The 24,842-nt window shown below is 44.1% G+C and carries 20 protein-coding genes; 13 read left to right on the forward strand and 7 right to left on the reverse strand.

Going from position 1 to position 24,842, the window contains the following annotated elements:
* Positions 1-26: 26 nt before the first annotated feature.
* Entirely contained in the window at positions 27-1,376 is a 1,350-nt protein-coding gene (locus M1D71_RS14000; RefSeq protein WP_458126962.1) for a response regulator transcription factor, read from the reverse strand.
* Entirely contained in the window at positions 1,364-3,004 is a 1,641-nt protein-coding gene (locus M1D71_RS14005) for a sensor histidine kinase (RefSeq protein WP_458127245.1), read from the reverse strand. Before M1D71_RS14005 ends, M1D71_RS14000 begins: the two co-directional genes overlap by 13 nt.
* A gap of 397 nt (positions 3,005-3,401) precedes the next feature.
* On the opposite strand from M1D71_RS14005, the gene M1D71_RS14010 reads away from it, so the two are divergent.
* From M1D71_RS14010 to M1D71_RS14030, 5 genes are all read left to right on the forward strand, one after another.
* Positions 3,402-4,286: an ABC transporter permease subunit gene (locus M1D71_RS14010; protein WP_145326149.1), complete on the forward strand. Its 885-nt coding sequence runs from the start codon at positions 3,402-3,404 to the stop codon at positions 4,284-4,286.
* A gap of 18 nt (positions 4,287-4,304) precedes the next feature.
* Positions 4,305-5,174 (forward strand): carbohydrate ABC transporter permease, encoded by an 870-nt coding sequence (locus M1D71_RS14015; RefSeq protein ID WP_062325227.1) that lies wholly within the window; start codon positions 4,305-4,307, stop codon positions 5,172-5,174.
* Positions 5,175-5,430: 256 nt separating this feature from the next.
* The gene (locus M1D71_RS14020; protein ID WP_458126963.1) at positions 5,431-7,116 is read left to right on the forward strand and encodes a hypothetical protein; all 1,686 of its coding nucleotides are present in this window, start codon (positions 5,431-5,433) and stop codon (positions 7,114-7,116) included.
* Positions 7,117-7,188: 72 nt separating this feature from the next.
* Positions 7,189-8,907, forward strand: coding sequence for a discoidin domain-containing protein (locus M1D71_RS14025; RefSeq protein ID WP_458126964.1), 1,719 nt, complete (start codon positions 7,189-7,191; stop codon positions 8,905-8,907).
* Positions 8,897-9,841: a family 43 glycosylhydrolase gene (locus tag M1D71_RS14030; protein ID WP_458127246.1), complete on the forward strand. Its 945-nt coding sequence runs from the start codon at positions 8,897-8,899 to the stop codon at positions 9,839-9,841. The genes M1D71_RS14025 and M1D71_RS14030 overlap by 11 nt, the downstream gene beginning before the upstream one ends.
* 66 nt (positions 9,842-9,907) lie before the next feature.
* Here M1D71_RS14030 and M1D71_RS14035 read toward each other — a convergent pair whose 3' ends face one another.
* The 3 genes from M1D71_RS14035 to pdxR form a co-directional block, all read right to left on the reverse strand.
* Positions 9,908-10,435, reverse strand: coding sequence for a DinB family protein (locus M1D71_RS14035; protein WP_458126965.1), 528 nt, complete (start codon positions 10,433-10,435; stop codon positions 9,908-9,910).
* 151 nt (positions 10,436-10,586) lie between these two features.
* Positions 10,587-12,608, reverse strand: coding sequence for an ATP-dependent DNA helicase (locus M1D71_RS14040; protein WP_458126966.1), 2,022 nt, complete (start codon positions 12,606-12,608; stop codon positions 10,587-10,589).
* 222 nt (positions 12,609-12,830) lie between these two features.
* Entirely contained in the window at positions 12,831-14,321 is a 1,491-nt protein-coding gene (gene pdxR / locus M1D71_RS14045; RefSeq protein WP_458126967.1) for a MocR-like pyridoxine biosynthesis transcription factor PdxR, read from the reverse strand.
* A 146-nt stretch (positions 14,322-14,467) separates the two neighbouring features.
* On the opposite strand from pdxR, the gene pdxS reads away from it, so the two are divergent.
* The 4 genes from pdxS (at position 14,468) to M1D71_RS14065 (ending at position 18,732) form a co-directional block, all read left to right on the forward strand.
* The gene (gene pdxS / locus M1D71_RS14050; protein WP_200869424.1) at positions 14,468-15,352 is read left to right on the forward strand and encodes a pyridoxal 5'-phosphate synthase lyase subunit PdxS; all 885 of its coding nucleotides are present in this window, start codon (positions 14,468-14,470) and stop codon (positions 15,350-15,352) included.
* Between the two features lie 247 nt (positions 15,353-15,599).
* Positions 15,600-16,670, forward strand: a complete 1,071-nt coding sequence (locus tag M1D71_RS14055; protein ID WP_458126968.1) for an ABC transporter substrate-binding protein — start codon at positions 15,600-15,602, stop codon at positions 16,668-16,670.
* Positions 16,671-16,939: 269 nt separating this feature from the next.
* On the forward strand, positions 16,940-17,599 hold the full coding sequence (locus M1D71_RS14060) for a TetR/AcrR family transcriptional regulator (protein ID WP_458126969.1): 660 nt from the start codon (positions 16,940-16,942) through the stop codon (positions 17,597-17,599).
* Positions 17,596-18,732, forward strand: coding sequence for an alpha/beta hydrolase (locus M1D71_RS14065; protein WP_458126970.1), 1,137 nt, complete (start codon positions 17,596-17,598; stop codon positions 18,730-18,732). Before M1D71_RS14060 ends, M1D71_RS14065 begins: the two co-directional genes overlap by 4 nt.
* Positions 18,733-18,862: 130 nt before the next feature.
* Here M1D71_RS14065 and M1D71_RS14070 read toward each other — a convergent pair whose 3' ends face one another.
* Together M1D71_RS14070 and M1D71_RS14075 are read right to left on the reverse strand one after the other, a co-directional pair.
* The gene (locus tag M1D71_RS14070) at positions 18,863-19,201 is read right to left on the reverse strand and encodes a cupin domain-containing protein (RefSeq protein ID WP_458126971.1); all 339 of its coding nucleotides are present in this window, start codon (positions 19,199-19,201) and stop codon (positions 18,863-18,865) included.
* Between the two features lie 79 nt (positions 19,202-19,280).
* Positions 19,281-20,108, reverse strand: coding sequence for a helix-turn-helix domain-containing protein (locus M1D71_RS14075; RefSeq protein WP_458126972.1), 828 nt, complete (start codon positions 20,106-20,108; stop codon positions 19,281-19,283).
* A gap of 203 nt (positions 20,109-20,311) precedes the next feature.
* Between M1D71_RS14075 and M1D71_RS14080 the strand changes: the two genes are divergently transcribed.
* The 4 genes from M1D71_RS14080 to M1D71_RS14095 all read left to right on the forward strand — a co-directional run bounded on the left by M1D71_RS14080 (position 20,312) and on the right by M1D71_RS14095 (position 24,823).
* Positions 20,312-21,781 (forward strand): ATP-binding protein, encoded by a 1,470-nt coding sequence (locus M1D71_RS14080; RefSeq protein ID WP_458126973.1) that lies wholly within the window; start codon positions 20,312-20,314, stop codon positions 21,779-21,781.
* A gap of 6 nt (positions 21,782-21,787) precedes the next feature.
* Positions 21,788-22,480 (forward strand): response regulator transcription factor, encoded by a 693-nt coding sequence (locus tag M1D71_RS14085; RefSeq protein ID WP_458126974.1) that lies wholly within the window; start codon positions 21,788-21,790, stop codon positions 22,478-22,480.
* A gap of 119 nt (positions 22,481-22,599) precedes the next feature.
* Positions 22,600-24,108: an S-layer homology domain-containing protein gene (locus tag M1D71_RS14090; RefSeq protein ID WP_458126975.1), complete on the forward strand. Its 1,509-nt coding sequence runs from the start codon at positions 22,600-22,602 to the stop codon at positions 24,106-24,108.
* Positions 24,109-24,118: 10 nt separating this feature from the next.
* On the forward strand, positions 24,119-24,823 hold the full coding sequence (locus M1D71_RS14095) for an ankyrin repeat domain-containing protein (protein ID WP_458126976.1): 705 nt from the start codon (positions 24,119-24,121) through the stop codon (positions 24,821-24,823).
* Positions 24,824-24,842 lie beyond the last annotated feature (19 nt).

The raw sequence follows: 24,842 nt of genomic DNA on the forward strand, positions 1-24,842 counted from the left end.
GGTAGTTTGTCCCAATTCATACGAATTCATTGATGGATCATATTTCTGCGGTACTGGTAGGGCGTAACCCCGTATTCCACTTTGAACAACTGGATAAAATATTGATTTTTTCTGTAACCGACCATTTGCGCTATATCGTTTACACGGAGTTCAGAGTCTTGTAACAGTCGGGATGCTTTCTCCAACCTTTTCCTTGAAATGTAGTTTGACACATTTTCTCCTGTCTCCTGTTTAAACAGTTTGGAGAGGTAGACAGGATGGAGATGTGCAACTTTTCCCAGTTCATCCAGACTAAGGACGTGTGAAAGATGATCTTCAATGTACGTTTGCACTTTGTCGACGATGGTTTGAATGGACATCTGTTTATTGTTTCTGATCTGGTTGACCCGATCGAAGAGGGTTGACCATAGTTCATCAGGATCTTGTAACCGATTAAATATCCATTCTGCGGTTTCAGATGCATTCCGATTCTTATCTGCTAGATATACATAAGAGATGGTCTCCATAAGAAAGATAATCTTTTGCTTTCGAAGATGGATTCGATCATAGGTTTTAATAATGTTTCCGGCTGACTCCCAATCACTGCATGAAGAAAAGTTTGGAATCGTACCCATGAAGTCGTCAGAGTGTACGTCCTCACGGAGAAAGAACCCATAGAACATGTGTCGGGTCATGTTTCGATCGGTCAACGAAAAGGGAGAGGATATGATAGAGTGCACCAGTGAGGTTGTTAGTTTCCCAGCAATCTCTTCTGGAACAAAAGCGATTAGTCGGGTGCCCGCTGTCCATACGAGACGATCCAGTTTGTCTCCGACAGCACGTTTTATATCTTCCTCATGCTCTTCTGTGAAACCGTCCATTTTGAAGCAGCACAAACGACGGCCTCCTAAAAATTCAGTATAATCATCATACTCCTTCTTTAAGGTTTCGTTTTCTCCAAGAAGCGAAAGCAGATACGCCAAACCATCGAAGTTCTCCCATTCGACGGGTTGAACAGGGCGTGTCTTTATAATATTTTTGATGGCTTTAGACATGGCTTTCTCCACATCATCTTTGTCTACAGGTTTGAGCAGATAGTCGAGTGCACCTAAACGGATTCCTTGCTGCGCATATTCGAATTCGGAATAGCCGGAAAGGATGATCACTTTGGTTGGCAAGCTATGTTGGTGAATATGTTGAAGCAGATCAATACCCGAGACCTCAGGCATTCGAATGTCCGTAATTAGAATATCGATGTGGTGTTGATTCAATATGTCTCTGGCTTCAAGCGAATTGGTTGTTGTCTCAATCTGATCGATACCGTAGGTTTTCCAATCAAGCAAGTGTTTCATATACTCAACAACGTAATGTCCGTCATCCACGATTAATAATCGCATTCGTTTTCTCCTCTCTCTTCAGGAATGTAGATGAGCAGCAAGACAGATAAGCCACCCCAATCATTGGTAGAAAAATGTAAACCACTACGTTCACCATACGTGTTTTTCAGACGTTGATTCACATTCCAGAGCCCTACGCCGCTTGTTCCTTCGGGCGGGATATCGCTCTCGATCCGAGCCTCCAGGCTACGGATATCGTCCAGCGAAAGACCTTTTCCGTCATCGGATACCTTGATCGTTATCGCAGAATCTGCCTGTTGTACATCAATTGACACCTGATGTGCACCTTGTTGTCCTTCAATTCCATGTTGGATGGCATTCTCAACCACTGGCTGGATCATCAGCGGCATGAGGGGAAGGGAGGCCAGTTCTGAAGGCAGGTCAATACTGTACTCCATTTTTTTACTGAGAGCCATAATAATCAGGAAATGTTCCGCAAATTGGAGTTCGCCTTCCAGCGTGACTTCATGCCGGTCCAATTTGGTTAAATAACGATAATATTCAGCTAGATGCTTACTCATGCGCATGACAGAATCAGGTGAAAACTGGGCCACCGACATGATGAAAAACAAACTGTTGTACAAAAAATGAGGATTAATCTGAGCTTGGAGTTGTTGAAGTTCCGCACTTCGTCTGAGTTCCGTTTCAGTCTTCAATGACATGAACAGATCCTGGATTTCGGTAACCATATGGTTAAAACTTCTGAATAAGCTATAAAACTCTTTCCCGGTATTTTCGGTAATACGCGTGTTGTGATTGCCTTGCTCAACCTGTGAGAACTTTCTCTCGAGCAAACGGATATTACGGTAATAGTTCCGGTAAAACGTAAAGATCACAACCAGACCAAGCGTGAAAACGGCTAGAATGCTGGCAAAGAAAACTTTACGATTGCGGTCAAGCGGTTGCAGAAAATCATTCGTCCGTGTATATGTAATCAGGTAGGCGTCAATCGATTCAATATATCGGGAAAGAACATAGTAATCGTCCGAATTGGTATGATAATCATATTTTGAAGTTACTTCTGGCTGGGGTGAAATCATCCTGGTAACCGCTTTCAAAAGATCGTTTTCGACTTCTTTCTCACTCCATAACTGCTGAGGATTAAACAGAAAAAAAGCATTTGAGCTGTCGTTGTTCACGGCCTTTTTAAGCAGACTTTTCAAATAATCCGTATTCAGCTTTACACCAACGACGTACTGCGTCGGTTCATTTTCCCCAGATTTTTGGATGTAAGGATAGAGGGAGAAGTAATACAAACTGTTACCGACGATTTGCCATCCCCGTTGATGAACATCCTTGAACGGAAGTCTCGCTTCCTGTGTATTGTTGGTGGATAGAAACGTTTCTTCGGACTTCCAGTATATGCCGATGGATTCAATGGATCGACTGGAAAGAAGTGTTTGTCGCAAGCGATCCACGATATCATTTTTCTTCATTTGGGAATCGTAATTGCTCAGTTCAATAACGTGCCTCTGATAAAACCGGACATCACTGTCAGCCGCATACTGAACCCCGTACATATTTGCCTCGTAGATAATCCCGTCCAAAATACCTTTCACATAATCAAGCTGATTTTTGGAGGCACCGATCAGATTTGCCTCAAGTGTCTTGGAGCTCAATCGGTTCATCACGAAAAACAAACTCAACGTCAGCAGCAGAAAAAAAACAAAAAAATAGAAGAATCGCTTCATATACATTTTTCGGATCATATGCGTTTCCTTTCATATCGCAAGACGTAGAAGTTTAAATTCCTATCGGATTAACTTTAATATAAGCCAAACCTTCGAAAAGCGGAAGGGCAGCATCTGCTATAAATGAAAGCGGTTTAAAATTGATTCAGGATGAGGTGATGATCTTGAAATTTTGGCATTTTGGAGTGAAAGCGCTTTTGTTAAGCTTAATTACGAGGATTACATTCGAAGAGCCAACATAGAGGAGGTATGCAACATTAACGAGACTGTGCCCGTCGGATCTGCAAAAAAAACACAACCAAAGATTCCCCGGCGAACTTCATTCAAAAAGGAAATCAAGAAAAGCTGGCCTTTGTATGTACTGTGTATTCCCGCTTTTGTATTTGTCTGCATCTTTTCTTATGGCCCGATGGTAGGTTTGCTCATGGCATTTCAGGACTACAAACCATGGCTGGGCATCGGAGGTTCAAGGTGGATCGGGCTAGATAATTTCGAACGAATTTTCCAGTATAAAGAAGCAACGCAAGCCATAATTAATACACTGATCATTGCCGTTTCCAAAATAATCGTCGGTATTATCGTTCCGATCGTCATGGCTATTCTGCTGAGTGAAGTCCGAAATATGGGCATTAAGAAAAGTGTACAGACTCTGGTGTATCTGCCGCATTTCTTGTCCTGGGTCACGGTCGCGGGGTTAATGATCGACATTCTCGGATTAGACGGGGGAATCAACCACATCTTAACAAGGGTTTTCGGCAACGATCCCATTTACTTCTTGGGTGACCCTGATCTGTTTCGGTTCACGGTTGTGGTCAGTGATGTGTGGAAGAGCTTCGGCTTCGGCATGATTGTCTATCTGGCGACCATTGCGGGAATTAATCCTTCCTATTACGAAGCGGCTGAGATCGATGGTGCCACACGCCGGCAGCAAATTCGATACGTCACCTTGCCTAGCATGTTGCCCATGATCATCGTCATTTCTACACTGAGTCTGGGGAATATTCTGGACGCGGGTTTTGATCAAGTCTTCAATCTGTATAATCCGCTAGTCTACAGTACGGGAGATATCATTGACACCTATGTCTACCGTTCATCCTTGTTAAACGGACAATATGGATTCGGGACCGCTGTAGGACTATTTAAATCGGGGATCAGTCTGATCTTGATCGTCGTCTCTTACAGGCTGGCCTACAAATACGCCAATTACAAAATATTCTAACAAGGAGGGAGATGAATCATGTACCATAAGACGACAGGCTATAGAGTATTCTCATATTTTAATTACGCGTTTATGATACTGGCTGGTCTGGCGTGTTTTCTTCCACTACTTCATCTGTTGGCACAATCACTAAGCAGTAAAGCCGCCATAAGCGGTAATATGGTGTCATTTTGGCCGGTCGGGTTCAATGTGGATGCCTATATCAAAACGTTCAACAATTCCAATTTCAACGGTGCCATGCTGACATCCATCATTCGAACGGTTCTGGGTACTTGCATCAGCATGTTCATCCTGATCTGTGCAGGTTATGCCCTGTCCAAGGAATTCCGGGGCCGCAACATGCTCATGTGGTTTTTTATATTCACCATGCTCTTCTCAGGAGGATTGATCCCTTCTTACATTTTGATAACGGCCCTAGGATTGAAGGACACCATCTGGGCACTTGTGCTTCCGGGAGCTTTCGGTGCGTATAATCTGATTCTTCTCGTTAATTTCTTCAAAACCATTCCAAAAGCCTTGGAAGAAGCAGCATTCATTGACGGGGCGTCCTTTTTCGTAATCCTCAGCAAAATATATTTGCCGTTATCTCTGCCTGGCATAGCGACCGTATCTTTGTTCATTATGGTGGGTCACTGGAATTCCTGGTTTGACGGAATTTTGTACATGTCGGATGCGAGTAAGTATCCGCTGGCTTCGTTCTTACAGACCGTTGTCGTGCAGAGCAATATGCAAAATATGGCGATGAGCCAGTCCGAGGTGGCGGCAATGTCGGAGCAAAGTATCAAGGCAGCTCAAATTTTTGTCAGTACGCTGCCGATCATTTTGGTCTATCCTTTTTTACAACGATATTTCGTGAAAGGTATCGTTCTAGGAGCCGTCAAAGAATAGTTGTTGTGACAAAAAAATTGGATCACTATATGTGTTCAACTAACATTTACGCGATAACGGAGAGGACAGAAATAATCTGAAGAAGCGGAGCGTTCGCCTTTATCACCAGAAATTTACATTTATAAAGGTAAATCAAAAAATTCTGGGGATAACAGCGATCGGAAGGTTGTTCTGTCATCGGAGTGCCAGTGTAAATATGCAATTAGTTGAACTTATATAGAAAACAAATTGAGTATGAGTGAAGGGGGCATCTTCCATGAAGAAAAGAACTGATTTATGGAAAATGGTAAGTATGGTTATGGTATCGGCTGTTCTTGTGGTTGGCTGCAGCAAGGGGGAGAGTGCTTCCGAGACCGCACCAGCATCGGTGCTTAAGGACGGAAAATATGATCCGCCGTTTACGATCACGATCGCCAAACAACAGGATGAGAATGCTGGAAAATACATCAATGGTGAGACGTTGAATGACAATGTATTGACCCGTTGGGGCGAACAAAACCTGGGTATCAAAATCCAAACCACCCTGCTGGGAGGTGATGCTTCACAATATAATACCAAACTGCGGCTGGCACTGACGGGATCAGAGAAACTACCAGATGTTCTGCCCGTTTATGACACCATGCTGGTCAACGATCTGATCGATTCGGGACAGGTCAAAGAAATTACGGAAGACATCTCAACCTACATGCCTGATCGGATTAAAGATGTATACAAACAATACCCAACGACCTTCAATCCGGTGGTTAGAGAAGGCAAGGTTTACGGGATGGCAATCGCGCCCAATCTGACGGAAGGCGAAGTCATGCTGATCCGCCAGGACTGGTTGGACAAATTAAATTTGAAAGCGCCAACAACAATTGAAGAGTTTGAGCAAGTCATCGCGGCGTTCACCAATGAGGACCCCGATGGGAACGGCAAGAAAGACACATATGGCTTTACATTTTCGGGTAAAGATTCCTACAATACGGGCTGGGTTAGCGATCCGGTCATGATTTTCAGCGCATACACGGGCAAGCACCTTCCAAGACAATGGCATAACGACAACGGCAAACTCACCTATGGATCTGTGGCTGATGGCAACAAAGAGGCACTGGCCAAGTTGCGCGATTGGTATGCAAAAGGGTATTTGAACAAAGAATTGGCTACTCAAGGCGCCTGGGACGCACTATCCGATTTCACGGAAGGGAAAGCAGGCATCATCATTGGTCGTCCTTGGCTTTACGACAGTGTGAAAGACGTGGAGAAAAATGTGAATGGTGCGAAAATTAGTGCTTACCCGACCATTCAAGGCGTGAACGGCGATAAGACCTATCAGTCCGCACAGTTGAACGATGGCGTGTTCATGTTTAACAAGGACTTTCAGAACATGGAAGCCTTCTTCCTGTACTACGATAAAATGTACGATGCTGCGTTCAGCACGGGAGATTTCAAATACGGCTACGCTCAGGGATACGATTACGATATCGTCAATGAGGAAGTCACTTTCGATCCAACGAAATTCAATACGCCATTAGAGGCTGTGCAAGGCGTTGGGAAAATGGCATTTACCAAAAATACACCGAGTGTTGACGGTCCCGGCAAATCGTACTTCGATCTGGCGAACGGTGTCGAAGCCGACACAGGCGTCCTCATTCAGAGCGCTTCAAAGGATCAAACGACACAGAACGGATACCGGATTTCGTATGAAAACAGGGATGTTTTGCTGCCAAATGAGTTTAACGGTCCACCAACGCCGACGATGCAAAATGTGTGGGAACAGTTGACCACCATGGAACAAGAGACTTTCACCAAAATCATATATGGCAATGAGCCACTTGAAGCATTTGATACCTTTGTCAAACAGTGGCATGAAAAAGGCGGAGACACCGTTATCGAAGAAGTTAACGAATGGTACAACCAAGCCAGCGAGACAGATGTAATGACACTGATGAATCTGAAGTGAAATCAAGTTTCAACCAAGATCAGCCTTCCGGCAACAGGAAGGTTGGTCTTCTAAAAAAGGAGATGATGAGACATGATCAAAGGTAAATCGTGGATTGCTATCGCCATTGCATTGATGTTGTTAACACTCCATTTAACGTCCTCAGCTCAGACCGTTCACGCTGCCGCTGGCGAAGAGACCCATATTGCTGCAACACTGTTTGTATTGAAGAACGAATCCGAAGTATCCAATGCCAAAATCCATTGGGCACCTGTAACGGGAGCCACAGCATACGAGTTGTACAGATCCGAGAACAATGCGCCCTATACTTTATTACAGACCTTAACCGGTATAACGACGGACGATTATGACCTCAACATAGGTAGCACGTACAAATACCAAGTGAAAGCATATGGGGGAACTTCCTCAATTGCCTCCGCTGTCTCATCAGAATATACCCCTTACACTCTTCCAGAAAACCTCACAACTTTTGATAATACAACGCAATCAACGCTCATGCTTCCGAATGAACTAAAAGTGGGGGATACCTACTACAGATTCAATTTCGTACAAAAATCATCAGGCGGTTTTGGTGAAATGATTCAACAGACATCAACGGATGATATCACTTACGGTAACGACAAAGTGGTTCTTTCCTACACGGATCATCCCGATCTGGCGAATTCTAAATTTGAGGGGATTAATATCCTATACCATGCGCCCACGAACAAATTCGTTTTTTGGGCTCACTATGAAAACAGTACAGACTACACACTTGCCAGGGTATCTGTAGCTTCGGCTACGCCTGGAGAAAACTTTACATTTCACAAAAGCTTTCGACCGGAAGGAAACGAGTCCAGAGATATCTCCATTTTCAAAGATGACGATGATTCGGCGTATCTGATCTCTACGGCCAATAATAATTCGGACACGATTTTGTATAAATTGACCTCCGATTGGCTGGATGTGGATCATCAAGTTTCAGTTATTTACCAAAATCAACACAGGGAACTGCCCAAAATGATCAAAAAAGATGGCATTTATTACTTGTTCTCTTCCCAAGCGGCAGGTTGGTATCCGAGCATACCCTTGTATTCTTCAGCAACAAGCATAGACGGCGATTGGTCTGAATTACGAACGATTGGCAACACGTCAACCTTCTCGGCGCAGTCGGGTTCCGTCATGCGTGTGAAGCCAAACACGGGCAACAACGTGGTTATGGTTGCATATCGCTGGATGTTCGGCTGGGCAGGTACGCAAAATGGAACAACGGAGGAACGACTGCTTCCCGTTTGGTTCTCCGATGGTTACGCATTTTATGATTATTTTGATCAAGTCCTGTACAACACAAGTGATGATGTTGTCGTTCCCGTTCAGAATGGAAAACTGCTGTCGCAAGGTAAACCTGCAACAGCGCAAACGGCTACCGGAACGAACCCGGCAAGTTATGCTAATGATGGTAACTATCAAACCGAATGGATCGGCACAGGCAGTTCCTGGCCACATTGGTGGAAGGTAGACCTCGGCTCCGTTCAACAATTGAATAATGTGCAAATCTCCTGGTGGATGCAAAAAGGCTCCGAAGGTTTTTATAAATACAAAATCGAGACCAGTACGGATAATGTGAACTGGACCGTGGCATTGGATCGAACCAATAATACATCTTACGGTTTCACATCAGATACTCTATCGAGCACTGCTGCCAGATACGTACGAATTAATATGCAAAATGCGGCACTTCATAACAACCCCAACAATTGGTACACGCCAAGACTATGGGAGGTGAAGATATTTGGAACAAGTGCAGAATAATCAATTTATCAATGGTACCATCTGGAAGGATCTCAGTGGTCAACCGATTCATGCCCATGGTGGACATATGTTATTCCATGACGATTATTATTACTGGTATGGTGAAGATCGGAGAGACGATATTTATGTTAGTTGTTACCGTTCCAGGGATCTATTCAACTGGGAGTTTCGGAACCATATCCTGATGACCTCTACGCCAGCTGCACCCATTCGAGTTCGGACGAATCTGAGATTAATGAATGACAAAGGCGGAAAGGTAAATCTCGAACGACCTAAAGTACTTTTCAACGCAGTGACAAAAAAGTTCGTCCTCTGGGTCCACTATGAGAATGGTGACAATTACAATGATGCCGCGTGCGCCATAGCCACTTCTGATTTTCCAGATAGCCATTTCGTTTATCATGGCAGCTTTAATCCGTATGGTTATATGTCACGTGACTGCACACTCTTTCAGGATGATGACGGTACGGCATATTTTATTTCAGCTGCCCGAGACAATGCGGATCTTCACATCTATCGCCTTCAAGAAGATTATCTTAATGTCGAAAGTCTTGTTGGGAAGTTGTGGCAGGGGGAATATCGAGAGGCGCCAGCCGTCTTCAAGCGGAACGGGAAGTACTATATGATAAGCTCCTTTTGCACAGGTTGGGAACCCAATCAAGGAAAGTACGCGATGGCTGATACGATGGATGGTCCATGGGGGATGCTCAGCGATTTTGGCGATGAAACGACGTACCGAACGCAACCAGCATTTGTGCTGAAGCGATCAGAAGAGGAGTACCTATACTTTTCAGATCGCTGGAACGGATCGGATTACTTTCAATCCAGCTATGTGGTACTGCCCATAGAGTTCAATGGGGACATTCCGATTCTGAATCATTATTCCACGTTGTCTTTGAGAGAGGATGCACTTCTAATTCATTTTGATCGATAAATGGGCTGATGAGAAAAGACTTTGATCCTACAGAAAATGAAGGTTCAAAGTCTTTTTGAATGAATTTTATAATTGCACATCCAGCGAATAGTGATTGCGAAGTACTGATAAATGGTGGAGCTCATGTCCAGCCATAACAAATGCGATCGATCGAGCTGAAGCAGGATTCTCACTGACGATCCCTCTACAGAGCCAAGCTTCCGGCGTGAGGCGACGGAGCATAAGAATGGTTGAGCGGCGTGTGACGGCATATTCTTCGCTCAAATCGGCGAGGGTATATGTATTAAAAGGGTGGGTCTGCATAAGCACGTCCTGATCGTAGCCGGGATGATTCGCTTTGTCACCTCGGGCGATGCGAAGCAATCGGCTGCTCATGATGCGTTCGTTATCCAAAAGGTGGCCGATGACCTCTTTCACGCTCCATTTGCCTTCGGCGTAACGGTAATTTGCTTGCTCCTCTGTCAATGAAGAGAGCAAAGTTTGTACGATGTTGGCTTGCAGCTCTAAGCGTTCGATGATGTTCCCTTCAGGAACAAGCTGGATGTATCTTTCATAATAGACTGCATATTCCTCTGTAGTTGGTCTTTCAACCATGTAAATGCCTCCTTTGGGATTCGTAGCACTGGAATATATTGTAGCATATATCTTACTTCCAGCATTGAAATGGGTCCTTCCGCTTGATGGGCGGAAGGGCTTTTTCATGTGATTTGATTTGAACAGTTACATGATTTGGTTTGTACCATTTCTAATCCGTACGTCGTATCCCCTTATTTTGCACAAATTTCTCCACAACCGAAAAATCCTCCGTTACTTTTTTGAACGGCAACGTTTCCAGCACCTGTTCCCGGTAACTCTTCTTTGCAGCAGCGCTAAGACGGGAGTCAAGTATGCTGAGTATGCCAAGGTCCGTTTCACTGCGGATCAAGCGTCCAGTTCCTTGGCGTAACCGCAGAAGCATATCCGGTACAAACACTTCCATAAACGAATTCTCCGTTACAGATGCCTTATATTCATAAACAGGATCCGAAGGAACAGGGAAGGGTAGACGGAAAATAATAACTTGTGACAGGTCAGAACCCTCGATATTCACGCCTTCCCAGAATACACCGGTACCCAGGAGTACACCTTTGCTTTTCCTGAATTCGGCGATAACACTGTCCTGGGAAGATCCTTCTTTTTGAACATGGAGTGCCCATGTATATTCATTAGCCCTTGAACTCAACTTCTTATGAATGTACTTCATATCCTCCTTTGCTGAAAAAAGGACGATTGTTCTTCCCTGAGTTAGATTACAGAGTTGAACTACTTCGTTATAAGCTGCTTCAAGATAGTTTTCGCGCTGGTCATGGTCGTAATAGGGAACTTTGTTCGAAATGTACATCATGGCATGGTTGGTGTAGTCAAAAGGGGAGGGTTGGCGCTCCAGGAAATTTCCCTTATAACCGAGGGAGTGCGTCATATAAGAATATTGTTCCTCCAGCGTATCCCCGCCTTGGCACAACGTTGCTGATGTTAGGATTACAGGTACCTTGCCATTAAACAAAGTGTATTTCAGGAATTGGCTTATATCTTTGGGACAGATGCTGACCGTGGCTACTCCTTGGGGATTGCTCGCCCATAGGAGGTAGTTATCCTTTATTTTAGCCAAGACATTGCTGAGGGTAATAAGCCCATTTATGGCTTCAAAAGCGTCATCTATTTCCCGTTCGTGGCGGGAGGTCAAAATGGAAAGGCGCAGACTGAGATCTTTTAAATCGTTTAAGACTTGGTTTAACGGTATTCCTTGGATTTCCGACACTTTGATTCGGTCGTTATCCTGCTTGGCATGGTGGAGCAGATCCGCATTTACCTGTTGGAATATACGCTGGGCACATTTTTTTACGAAATTGGATTGTGAAAAAAGACCCTTATCCCCGGACTGCTTCGTGAGAAGCTGCACCGTGGTATCCAGGATGCGGCAGATTCCCCGATAAGTGAACTCAAGCGTTCTGGCATCTCGAACTTTTGTTTCCAGATTATGTGCTTCATCAATGACGATCAGAGCAGGTTGTTCCGAGATGATGCTCTTGGTTCCTTCTTTTTTCTTCATCAAATCCCGTATGAGCAGGTCCTGGTTCACGATAATAAAATCAATCTCGTGAGCTTTTGCATTCAATTTCGCTCTCATATCGTAAAACAAACATGAATTTTTATGATGACAACGTTCAAATTTGCAATCATTTACGGAAACGTTGGACCATTCGGCATCACTAATTCCAGCTTTAATATCGGCTCTTTCATCAATTTCATAATCTAAAATGCGCTGGGCAAGGGTAGATACGAAGGAGCTCGCATCATCCGGTCTGATGAGTTCCGCTGCCCTGCTTCGGCAGGCATACTGACCCATGCCTTTCCCAACAACGGAGCGAACCGTTGAAAACCCCAACCGGCTACCAATGATCCTCAAATCTTTATGTATCTGTTCCGAAAGCTGAATGGAGGATGTCGCTATAATGACTGGTTTTTGAGACATTTGATTTGTGAGCAGGCTCGGAATCAGGTACCCAAAAGACTTGCCGATTCCGACACCAGCTTCAATTATGGCGTTATGTCCATGGATATAAGCATCCGCTATATCGAGAGACATTTCTTGCTGTCCGATCCGCTCTCTAAGGCCGATTCGGGGGAACCGGTCGTAGATTCGGAAGATGGCGTTAACCAAAGAACGTTCGATTTCCTTTTTCGGTTCCCGTTTATTAATTTTATAGAGTTCAGTTAACCAATTCATAACGATCGCCCCTCTTCCGAATGATGACCTTCTTGTACTAGGTCGTGTCTCAAAACTCGCTGAAGTGCATCTTTCACCGTCTTTTCGCCCCCTGCTGCGTCACTTTCCCTTGACGTGCCCCGGCACGCCTGCGGAAAACTTCCTGGCTTGGAACGAAAATTCGGCAAAATCTGCTTCCTTCGGAGTTTTCAGACACGCCCTAAATTTTGGAGACGCGTTACCTCACAATGAAGCTGTGACGGCATTTTTTAATCTGGATACGCCTTCTTGTAATTGAATATCTGACAAATGTGCAAAGGATAAATATATACCATACTTCGTACCGTCAGATGTTGAACTGCTGACTTCTGAGTATACCACACCTTCTGACCTAGCCGATGCTCGAAAGACCTCATAAGTGGACGCATTACCTCGCCACCAGCCAAACACGTGAAGACCCGCTTCATTCTCCACCCAATCAAACCATGAAGAGAGTTGCTTGTTCAAAAGTTTGAGTAACAGATGAAATTTACGACTGTATAGACGATTCATCCTGCGCAGATGACGCTCATATTGACCGCTTGTCATAAATGCCGCTAATGCCCGTTGTTCGATCAGGTTGACGGGTCTTGGCTCGTATAATGCCTGTGCCTTTCTAAAGGTGTCTGCCAAGGTAGGGGGAAGAACCACATAACCAAGTCGTACTTCTAAAGGCAAGGTTTTTGTGAAGCTGCCCAGATAGATTACACGTCCTGCTTTATCAAGTGTTTTCAGAGGTTCAACATGCATTCCGCGATATCGGAATTCACTATCATAATCATCTTCGACAATCATGGCATCATGCCGTTGTGCCCAGTCCAGCAAGGTTTGTCTGCGTTCAAGGCTGAGCATTTCGCCAGTAGGAAATTGTCGTGACGGCGTGACAAACATCATTCGTGCTTCCCAGTCTTGGGGCACAACTCCCTGACCATCGAGATTGGCTTCAATCAACCTTGCCCCCGCAGCCAAAATGGCTTGAGAAATCCCGACATAACAAGGACTTTCCGTCACGACATGATCCCCAGGATCTGCAAGTAATTGAGTGAGTAGAGCTATAGCTTGCATGGAGCCTGCAGTCACTGCAATATGATCCGGATCGACTTGAATGCCCCGCATCCTCCGAAGATAGGCAGCAATGGCTTCTCTCAATTTCGGCTCCCCGGTTGAACTAACCATAGCAGAGGTTGTTTCCAAGTGATGCTCACGATTCCTTATCTCTGCATACAATCGATTATTCCATTCATCGTAAGGAAACTTGGAGAAATCAGGTTGGTATTTGCTAAAGTCGATCACTTGGTCGCTATCCATTCTGGAATCATCTATTGGAGCGTTGGTTTGTGCATTTCTTTGAATCGTCTGCTGTTCAAACTGCTGAATACGATTTCCCCAGGCTGATAAGTGATGCGTACAAGCTTTTACGTTGGACGCATTATTGTTCAAATCCAATTGATAAGCAACAAAGGTTCCTCTTCCATGCTCTGAATGAATGTAACCTTGAGCAGTCAACGTATCATAGACCTGATTCACGGTTCCTCTGGAAATGTGATACGTCGCAGCTAACTCTCTAGTCGAGGGTAACTTCTCGCCATGCATAAGATTACCTTCATGAATTGCATCACGAATGGCATTATAGAGAGCTTTCATCTTGGTATATTTTCGGTTCAAATATGAACTGTAAGCTACATGAAATTGCATATGCCCTCCAGAGTTATAATTGAAGTGGTACAATAAAAACCAAAAATATTGGATCTTTTTATATGACCATTCTCATTCTATACTAAATCATAGATTAGAGCGATGCCTTTATTGAAAACCACCCAAAAGTTAATAGGAGGAATACAATCATGCAAACAGGTACAGATCGTGTAAAAAGAGGAATGGCTGAGATGCAAAAAGGTGGCGTCATCATGGACGTTATGAATGCAGAGCAAGCTAAAATCGCTGAGGCGGCAGGGGCAACAGCTGTTATGGCTCTTGAGCGGGTACCTTCCGATATTCGTGCAGCTGGCGGTGTAGCTCGCATGGCAGATCCAACCATCGTTGAAGAGGTTATGAAGGTTGTATCTATCCCAGTTATGGCCAAAGCACGTATCGGTCATTACATAGAAGCCAAAGTGCTTGAATCCCTAGGTGTGGACTATCTCGATGAAAGTGAAGTTCTTACTCCTGCAGACGAAGTGTTCCATATCGATAAACATGAGTTTACTGTACCATTTGTATGTGGAGCCAAAGATTTGGGAGAAGCTCTTCGCCGTATTGGTGAGGGTGCATCGATGATTCGTACAAAAGGTGAGCCTGGAACGGGTAACATTGTTGAGGCAGTTCGTCATATGCGTCTAATTAACAGCCAACTCCGCAAAGTGCAAAACATGTCCAAAGACGAGCTGTACGCTGAAGCAAAAAATCTGGGTGTAGCTTATGAGCTGCTGCGCGAAGTTCATGAAAATGGAAAACTTCCTGTCGTTAACTTTGCAGCAGGCGGTGTAGCTACTCCGGCGGACGCAGCATTAATGATGCACCTGGGAGCAGACGGTGTGTTTGTAGGATCAGGTATTTTCAAATCCGATAGCCCTGAGAAATTCGCTCGTGCAATCGTTGAAGCTACAACACATTACACGGATTACAAACTGATTGCCGAAGTATCTAAAAACTTGGGCGCCCCGATGAAAGGGATCGAAATTTCTAAATTAGCTCCAGAAGAGCGCATGTCCAACCGCGGTTGGTAAGAGTAGATAGAACAACTGGAGTATGAATAGTGTCAAGCAAAGCCGATCAATGGATGCAAATTGATCGGCTTTTTTAGTTATTCTTGACGAAAGTAGCAAAGATGGAGAGGAGAATGCCCAGCTTTTTTAACGATTGAGAATGATTATAATTCTCATTTACGAGATTCAGCATTTGCTGTATACTGACAATAACTATTTTACATAATGCATAAATAGAAAATGAAGAATCCAAAAGGGAGAGGATTGAATGTCTACACTGTTTAAAAAAGGAATGTTATTTTGTTTTATTGCTGCACTTGTTTTTGTACTTGCAGCATGCTCCAATAGTAATGGTCGAAGCGATGATACAAACAATAGCTTACAGCAAACAACGAAAAATGTTGCAACAGATGAGGAGAAATCGGATGCAGATGTTTCAGGTGCTGCTCAAACAACGTATCCATTAACCGTTTCAAACTATACGACTGAAAATGGGACTTGGGTGGCTAAAGAACAAACCTTCGATAAGGTACCTGAACGGGTTGTTGCGAATACACAAGGAGCGGCTGAATTATTGATCCGTCTTGGTTTGACTGACAAGATTGTTGGAGTGGCAGCGCTGTTCGGCAATGTACCTGACGATATTGCTGATGAGTTTAAACAAATTCCTGTGCTGGCTGAAGGCTATGTAGGTAAGGAAGTGACAATAGGCGCTTCGCCTGACCTGGTTGTGGGGCGTGGTGGATTGTTTGAGGATGCGGATTGGGGTGTTGGTACAGTAAGCAGCTTGAATGATATGGGGATTAAAACGTACGTACAAAGCACCAGTGTTCCTGATGCATCGTTAGATAGTCTGTATCAGGATATTACTGAATTAGGTGAAATATTCAACGTGCAAGCTAATGCAGCGGCCTATATTGAGACGCTTAAAGCACGCGAGAATGCCTTGTCGGCTCGAGCTAGCGCTGAAACAATCAACTATGCATCTTTTTCGGATAATGGTGATGGAACCATTGGCATTTACAACGGAAATGGTGATACGTTTATTGAAAGTGCAATGTCATTAATCAATATGCATAATATGCTGATTAATGAAACCGGCACACTCAGTCTGGAGAAGCTAATCGAGATTAATCCGGATGCGATGATTATTTCGAGGTATGCAGGTGGTATTGATCCTGAACAGACGATTGAAAAGCTGCTTGCCAACAAGCAGGTGCAAAACATTAACGCAGTTAAAAACAAGAAAATCTACATTATTGATTTCAACAACTTCTGGGGCTACGGGGATTCCATCTTCACAGGTGTTGAAGGACTCGCTGATGATCTCGGGTTGTAATGGCAGTGTGGTTGACCCCTGAAAGTCGCTATTTTAGCGGCTTTTTTTGTTATCATGAACCAAGTTCCTGTCTCAAGCTGTTCCCGGTCAAGCCGCTGAATGATAGAGAAAATGGAGTCCAAGAATACATTCAACACTTAATATAACGGCGGGTATTGAACATAAATCATTTTATGAGATTCTGAACACTCTATTTCAAGACTACTTGACATGTGAATTGATTATCGATATAGTGTGAATCAATTCACACTTCGCATTAAGGAGTATTTATGCCAAAAAACACTTTCTTTCGTTTAGATGAAACAAGGCGCGAGGAAATATCTAATAGCGCTATGCATCTTTTTGTTGATAATCTTTACGAGGATATAACAATGAAGATGGTTTTGGATAGTTTGTCCATGCACCCCGGAACATTTTATCGGTATTTCGAAGACAAAGATGACCTTTATTGTCTCTTAATACGTAATGTGACCCAGAAAAGAGCTGCGTATTTTAATAACAGTAATGAAGATTCCCTTTTCCAGTTTTTCCTTACTGGCTTATTTGGTAACGTTAATGGCATGGTGACCGAGCCACTGAATGAGTTGGAAATCAAACTCACTGAAACACTTTTATACATTCCTGAGAACATTTTGCTTAAAGTATATCTGAATGTGCTAAAGGGAGAGTCATCCCCCTTAATCAAGGACATTTTACGCCGAATGAGGGTTGATGGATATCTCCGACCTGATATTGACGATGACCTGATTTCTTTTATGTTTGAGTCAATGCAGTTTAATTTAATCATGTTTTTTAGGGAATTCGATATTAAGGACTCTACGCTGCAACATAAGATTAGCAAGTATTTTACTGACTTTATGGGTCATGGGCTGGTTGAAGATCATAAATATTCTGAAATTGTTAGCGATCTCAAGGGGGAAAGAAAATGAAAACTTATGACGCATTTCCAGAACCAATTGGCGGCTATACTGTCGGTCGAACCCAGATGGATTTTGAGTACACGGCATCAGATGACTCAAAAAGAGAACTGACCGCGTTTGTGTACTATCCGTCCGACACTAGCGAAGGTAAGATTAATTCAACGTACATGTTTCCTGAAGTCTACGAGATGTTTAATGAGCAGCCACTTGTCACTGCGTTGAAGGATGTTTTCTCTATAGATATCAAGACCCAGTGCTACGACGACCTTGCTCTCTCCGGGAAGGAAAAGCGCTATCCGGTGTTATTCTATGTTTGCGGCGGGGGCGGTTCTCCAGAATGGGGTACAGTGATCTGTACAGACTTGGCAAGCATGGGATATATTGTGGTAAGCATCGGCCATCAGAATAGCACGATGTATAAGCGTAAAGATGGGCGACTGTTTAATGTATCCAAGGATTTTTCGGATGTCATTACAGCGTTTGGTGAAGATCCGGAGATGCTGGCGTTGGCTGGTAAGATGGAGATGCGGCCTGACGATGAAACTGCCATAGAGATGTGCCGTAACGTGCTTACACTACCGATACTTGCCAAGTTAACAGAGTATAGTGAATTACAGGCAGAAGATGTAAGGTATGTAGCCGATTATCTTTACAAACTGGACTCTGGAGAGCTGAATTCCATCTTTAAGGGCAGATTGTTGCTTGACATCGGCATGGGCATAGTCGGACATTCTTATGGAGGGCCTACGACGGCGATAGTTTGCCGGGATGACGATCGGTTCGCCTGCGGGATTGGCTTGGATAGCGGTGCGTTCGGCCTTCTTGACAGCGATCTTAAGAAACCCTTCTTGCTACTGTTTTGTGAACCTAACTATAATATGAATGCGATTATTGGCGCTAACAATAGCATGGAAACCTATTATTTCTCAGTTGATCGTGTTGCACATTTAGATTACTGTGACATCGTGTTTACCAGTGTTAATGAGGAACTCAGAGGCGAACGGGATGCTACGGAGATGAGAAATCTTGTTACAGACTATGCGAAGAACTTTTTTGATCATTACATACTGCAGAAGGCAGCAAGTGTGGAAAGTCTGGCACACGATGGTGTGGACTTGATCAAGAAGACCAGCAACAAGTGACATAACCGAGAGATTGCTGATTAATGCATGTCCAAGAGCTGGCCGTACAGACGCAGAGCCGATAACCCTATTACGCGGTTATCGGCTCTCTGATATTGCAAATTGACATCCTGGTTCCAATAACTGATGCTTATTCGGCCTTAGTCCCGCCAATGTTTACTTCGCTTGCAGGCTCCATCAACATGATATGACATTCATTTTCGGCGGAAGGCTTGATCTCGACTCCCTTGGGGACAATATACATCTCGCCCTTAGAAATCTTCACTTGCCCATCACGAAAATCAATAATCATTTCCCCTTCGAGCACAAAAAATAACTTATCGGTCTCCTCATGAACATGCCACTCGAAATCTCCATTAATCTTAACGATCTTAAATTGATAGTCATTCATTTCACCAATGAGTTTGGGCGACCAAAGATCGTTTAATTTCGAAAATTCCTCATTCAATTTAATAGCTTGATAGTGCATCGTCATTCCTCCTGTGTATTAATCCTTTATGTTCAGTATACTGATCTAAGCTTTTGTATAACATGGATGCCTATTGAAATCAGGATGGATTATTGATGAACTTCAGACGATACTCCGTAGGAGAAATACCACATTGTTTCTTAAACACTCTACTAAAATAAAAGGGGTCAGCAATGCCAACGGTCTCAGCTATCTGTTGTACAGACGCATCACTTGCCAATAACATTTGCTGTGCCATGTTTATACGATATTTCAATACATATTCTGCTGGACCCATACCTGCATGTCTTCTAAACACATAGGAAAGTCGATTTCGATTAACATTATTTTGTTCTGCAAGCGATGCGACAGTCAGACTTTGATCATAGTATTCTTGGATATAGGCAGAGACTCGTTCAAATAAAGCATCTGAATCACAGCTATTTTGCCTATGATCAACACATATTAAAGTCTCATTCAGTACATCGCGAAACAGCATCTCGGTCTGAAACCTTGAAATACCTCCGCGCTGATTATACACATGCCAAAGACGCGTGATTAATTCGATCAGACGTGGGGATTGACCCGTTGATAATTCAAAATGCTGATGGGAAAAGCTTGTCTCTTCGAGGTCCGAACTACATATTCGGTATAAAACGAGGATGTATTCCCATTCCGATCTATTAGACACAGTTTGGTCCAGTTTCATTTTCGCGCCCCCATGTACAACTTTTCCTGGTGAAAAGATATAGGGCGTACCATCAAATTGAAATTGTATTTTTCCTGTAAGTGGGAACACAAATCCAGGAAAAGAATCGGTATAGTCAGCATGGGGGACCCCGGGATTTCTAGCATATCGATATATTCCTTCGACTTGAAAAGGAATGTGTGCAAAATGCGCTGCTAACTGATTAACGTCTACTTTCACATTTCGTACCTCATTTCAAAAGTGTTTGCCGGTCATTCTAAGATCAATCGTTGTGCACCTTATTCCAACATTATTGATAACGATTATCACTGTCAACATATATAATGAAAAAGAAACCTCTTTTTTACATATGGGCAATAGAATCCATCTTGTGTTAACATGTGCACTAACTAATCCAATTGCTTGCTTGAGAAGGGGAACCCATGTCAATTCGAATAAAAATGCTGCTGTCCTTCACGGGCATGCTCGTCATAAGTCTGCTGTTCATCCTGCTTACGGCAAGTCTGTATACGATTGCGGCCACAGGGGATCTACAGAGTTTCCGTGATATCTACAAAGTGCATTATCAGATCAACCCCCTGACTGAACAGGGAGAATCGATCTTTCAAGAGATGAAGTTTCTGGCCAAAAATGACCCGGACGACCTGCAGAACAAGGTTTTGCTGCGTGAATATGACATGAAGCTTCGGGCTGAGAAGTCAGGGCTCTACGTCAGACGGGAGAATAGCCAGATCTTCGAATCGCTGACTTTCAACCAGCCAGAACTGAAGCAAGCACTGCCTGCCTATGATCTCAACAATTATCAGATTCGGAGCACCTTCAATATTGGTGAGCGATTTTACGCATATGCAAAATTTGATTTTCAATATTCAGACGGGGAACGGGGGAGTATCTTCGTCATTCGTGAGAGAAGCCCCTTTGCGGAGCTTACTCGCAAGCTCCTGCCTGTGATGTCAATCCTGCTTATCGGCGTCCTTATCATTGCGAATCTGCTCTTGTTCCGCTGGATCACGCGTAGCTTCATTAAACCCTTGAATCAACTACGAAGTTCAGCCGAGCACATTAAGGATGGCAATCTATCCTTTAAGCTTCAGCTAAACTCCAATGACGAGGTTGGTCAACTCAGCGAAGCGTTTGAGAGCATGCGGAATCAATTACAGCGCTCTTATGCGTTACGTCAGCAAGACGAAGCGAACCGCAAAGAGCTCATCTCCAACATTTCGCATGATCTCCGTACGCCGATTACCAATATCAAAGGTTATATTGAGGGTATTCGTGACGGAGTGGCTAATACTCCCGAGAAAATGGAGAGTTACGTTAATATCATTCACTCCAAAGCAGTTAGCATGGATAAGCTGGTGGATGAACTATTTTTGTATTCGAAGCTCGACTTGAACCAAGAGCCTTTCCTGTTCAAGACAGTTGATCTCGCTGATTTCCTTGAAGATAGCATTGAAGAGCTGAGATACGATCTGGAGGATAAAGGTGTTGCCCTGGATTGGAATAACCAGGTGGATGGTCCCGCCATGGCTGCTGTGGATCCGGAGAAGCTGAAACGTTCCGTTGTCAATGTGGTGGATAATGCACTCAAATACATGGAGAATGAACACAAACGATTTGAGATTACACTTCAAGCTGATGAGACATGGATTACGATGGCGTTTAAAGATAATGGCAGGGGAATACCTGAAGAGGCACTGCCTTATATATTTGAACGCTTCTATCGTGCAGAACAATCCCGCAATTCCTCAACGGGCGGAAGTGGACTTGGGCTGGCAATTGCCCGCCAAATCATTGATGAACATGGGGGCTTCATCTGGGCTGAAAGCCAGCCCAATGATGGCACGAGCATATATATCAAGCTGAAACGGCTGAGTGAAGAGAGGGACTAAGGAGTAATGGCAAACATTTTGATCATTGAAGATGAAACAACGATTGCGGAACTGGAACGTGATTATTTTGAGCTCAACGGATTTTCCGTGGATCTCTGCCATACTGGAGATGAAGGTCTGAAGCAGGCACTGGAGGGGGACTATCATCTGATCATTGTTGATCTGATGCTTCCGGGACTCGATGGTTTCGAATGTTGCAGGCGCATTCGCGAGGTGAAGGAAGTGCCCATCCTTGTCGTTTCAGCGAAAAAGGAAGAAATCGATAAGATCAGGACATTCAATCTGGGAGTCGATGACTTTATTACAAAACCGTTCAGCCCAAGTGAATTGGTTGCGCGAGCAAAGGCTCATTTGACCCGATACGAGAGACTACTTGGCAAAAACAAACCGGCCCAGCAGGATGAAATCCACATTCGTGGGCTTCACATTGACAAAGGATCACGCCGCGTTTTCGTTAATGGAGAAGAGGTGGCGATTACAACCAAGGAATTCGAGTTACTTGTATTTCTTGCGAGTCATCCCAATCGTGTATTCAGCAAATCCGATCTGTTCGAGCGCATCTGGGGCATGGATTCCACCGGAGACATTGCAACGGTAACCGTCCATATTCGCAAACTGCGTGGGAAGCTGGAGACAGACCCCAAAAATCCGGAGTATATCGAAACCGTCTGGGGCGCGGGTTACCGGTTTACTGCATAAGTTTCGTGAAAATTTAGAGCCAGTTTATATTTTGTTAATAACTTTGTCCTTGGGAGTTTCTTTTTGTCCTCTATTCTATAGATACAGGCAACTACAACCTATAGAGGAGGAATTCAACCATGAATTCTACAACCCGCAAAATCGCTACATTTCTAACCATAACTGCATTAGGTACAGCAGTGTTCCCGCTAACTGCGAATCAAGTACATGCAGCTACATACGTTGCTAACATTGCGGAAACAACCGCACAGCTTACCCAACAACAGATTGAAGCTGCTATCAAGGATCTGAATAGCTTGGGGATCATGAACGGATATGCAGATCAATCCATGGGTGAACATAGAGCGATTACCCGTGCTGAACTAGCTTCATTGATTTTCAAAACGTTTAATTTGGAGAGCAAGACAGGAGAAATCGTAGAATTAACGAACGTGAATCCGAACGCGTGGTATGCACCGTATGCATCAAAGCTCGTTGAACTTGGCATCATGCAGGCTAACGATGGACAATTCAATCCGCAGACTCAAGTGTCGGATGCTGAACTTGAACAGGTCGTATCCAAAGCGATGCAACGTGATGTAAAGTCCGTTCACCATTGGATGAGCGAGTTCTACTCCGAGAATGGTTCGGCAACCCGCGGCGAAACAGCAGTGTTGTTGCAAACCGCACACCAAGCTATTCCTTCGGAGCAAGCTCAAATCAAGAGCGTTAGATCACTGAATGGCATTACATTAATCGTCACATTCGACAAGCCGTTGACAGCAGCTGATGAGGTTTTTGCCAAGGCACAAACGGACTTTGCGTTTAGTGGTGGGCTGACGTTAACCAATATGCCCCGTTTGAAAACAGGGTCAATTGCGACTTACATCGTTCCAACGTCCGTACAAGATGCTGGTGAAGTGTACAACCTGACTTACAAAGGCCAAGACGCTGGTTCCTTTGAAGGCAGTGGCACGAAAATAAACATGACAACGGTTAGTCAAGTAACGAATGATACATTCGAGATTGAAGCACTGCAAGTGAACGGTGTAGTGGATTACGGTTACATCATTTCGGCTTACAGCGGAGGTCGAGGAGCTAATGCATTCGTGCTGAATGATCAAGAGCAAGCAGGAGGCAAAACGTATCAAATTATCTCTTCCATGCAGGCAAGACAAGTTGTAATTACGCCAGAAGGTGGCGAGCCAATCGTTGCCAGTTATGTTCCGTTCACGCAATCTACAGATGGCAAACAAGAACCGAAGTTCCGTTTGCCTGAAGGACAAACGCTGAAATCAGGTGTAACATATACGGTTAATTCGGATTGGGCGAACCTCGAAAATGCTTCATTTACAGCGAAATCGTATGATGCGTTGGAGCTTGCAAGTGCTCAAGCACTGAGCGAAACCGCCATTGAAGTTAGGCTTGTCCAAGATCCTGAGGATGAACTGTTCTCTGGTCGAAGTGTAACGTTAACTTCACCTAGCGGGGATGTTGTGACGGCCACTTATAAATATTCAAGCCGAAAAGGTGCCACGGGTGTATTCGACATAACGAATGATGGAAAGTTGACTTCAGGTACTACGTATACAATAAACCCAGTTGGGGATTGGAGTGTCGCTTCTTCGGTTACCTTGACACTGGAGTAAAGGAGGCAGTATGAGTAAATCGCTGATCATCGTTATCCTGATAAGCAGTATGTTGATCGTCCAAGGCTGCGTGCCTGAAGTGAGAAACGACTTCAATGTGGAGGAAAAGGCCATGACTTCAGCAGATGAACAGCTGTTCAAGGCAGTAGAGGACAGCGATACTGAACGCATCGAACAATGGATTCAAGCAGGCGCCAATATCAATGCTCAAGATCAGAGTGGACGAACGGCTACAATGATTGCAACCTACAATAATGATCTAACATCGGCTAAAGTGTTAATTGAAACGGGTGCAGATGTGAACATACAGGACGATATGAAGAATAACCCGTTTCTGTATGCTGGCGCTGAAGGATTCTTGGATATCTTGAAGTTAACGATTGAGGCGGGAGCGGACCCGGCGATAACGAATCGATATGGAGGGACAGCACTTATTCCGGCTTCGGAGCATGGATATGTGGATGTAGTACGAGAACTTCTGACTCAAACTTCGGTGAATGTGGACCATGTGAATCAATTGGGATGGACAGCACTGCTCGAAGCGATCATTCTTAACGATGGCAATGCTCGGCAGCAGGAGACGATACAATTACTCATTGACCACGGAGCCGACGTAAACATATCGGATCGTGATGGAGTGTCACCGCTCAGTCATGCGAAGAATAAAGGCTTTAAGGAAATTGAAGAAATGTTGGTACGGGCTGGAGCGGAATAGAAATGATTCAGGGTAAAAG

It is taken from the genome of Paenibacillus sp. Z3-2 (genome assembly GCF_054161325.1).

Excerpts from the sequence above, each read along its gene's own strand:
- M1D71_RS14020 (WP_458126963.1), top strand. The coding sequence starts at position 5,431 with ATGAAGAAAAGAACTGATTTATGGAAAATGGTAAGTATGGTTATGGTA.
- M1D71_RS14005 (WP_458127245.1), bottom strand. The coding sequence starts at position 3,004 with ATGAACCGATTGAGCTCCAAGACACTTGAGGCAAATCTGATCGGTGCC.
- M1D71_RS14055 (WP_458126968.1), top strand. The coding sequence starts at position 15,600 with ATGTCTACACTGTTTAAAAAAGGAATGTTATTTTGTTTTATTGCTGCA.
- M1D71_RS14070 (WP_458126971.1), bottom strand. The coding sequence starts at position 19,201 with ATGCACTATCAAGCTATTAAATTGAATGAGGAATTTTCGAAATTAAAC.
- M1D71_RS14085 (WP_458126974.1), top strand. The coding sequence starts at position 21,788 with ATGGCAAACATTTTGATCATTGAAGATGAAACAACGATTGCGGAACTG.
- M1D71_RS14095 (WP_458126976.1), top strand. The coding sequence starts at position 24,119 with ATGAGTAAATCGCTGATCATCGTTATCCTGATAAGCAGTATGTTGATC.
- M1D71_RS14035 (WP_458126965.1), bottom strand. The coding sequence starts at position 10,435 with ATGGTTGAAAGACCAACTACAGAGGAATATGCAGTCTATTATGAAAGA.
- M1D71_RS14065 (WP_458126970.1), top strand. The coding sequence starts at position 17,596 with ATGAAAACTTATGACGCATTTCCAGAACCAATTGGCGGCTATACTGTC.
- pdxR (WP_458126967.1), bottom strand. The coding sequence starts at position 14,321 with ATGCAATTTCATGTAGCTTACAGTTCATATTTGAACCGAAAATATACC.
- M1D71_RS14015 (WP_062325227.1), top strand. The coding sequence starts at position 4,305 with ATGTACCATAAGACGACAGGCTATAGAGTATTCTCATATTTTAATTAC.
- M1D71_RS14040 (WP_458126966.1), bottom strand. The coding sequence starts at position 12,608 with ATGAATTGGTTAACTGAACTCTATAAAATTAATAAACGGGAACCGAAA.
- M1D71_RS14060 (WP_458126969.1), top strand. The coding sequence starts at position 16,940 with ATGCCAAAAAACACTTTCTTTCGTTTAGATGAAACAAGGCGCGAGGAA.
- M1D71_RS14090 (WP_458126975.1), top strand. The coding sequence starts at position 22,600 with ATGAATTCTACAACCCGCAAAATCGCTACATTTCTAACCATAACTGCA.
- M1D71_RS14080 (WP_458126973.1), top strand. The coding sequence starts at position 20,312 with ATGTCAATTCGAATAAAAATGCTGCTGTCCTTCACGGGCATGCTCGTC.
- M1D71_RS14025 (WP_458126964.1), top strand. The coding sequence starts at position 7,189 with ATGATCAAAGGTAAATCGTGGATTGCTATCGCCATTGCATTGATGTTG.
- M1D71_RS14000 (WP_458126962.1), bottom strand. The coding sequence starts at position 1,376 with ATGCGATTATTAATCGTGGATGACGGACATTACGTTGTTGAGTATATG.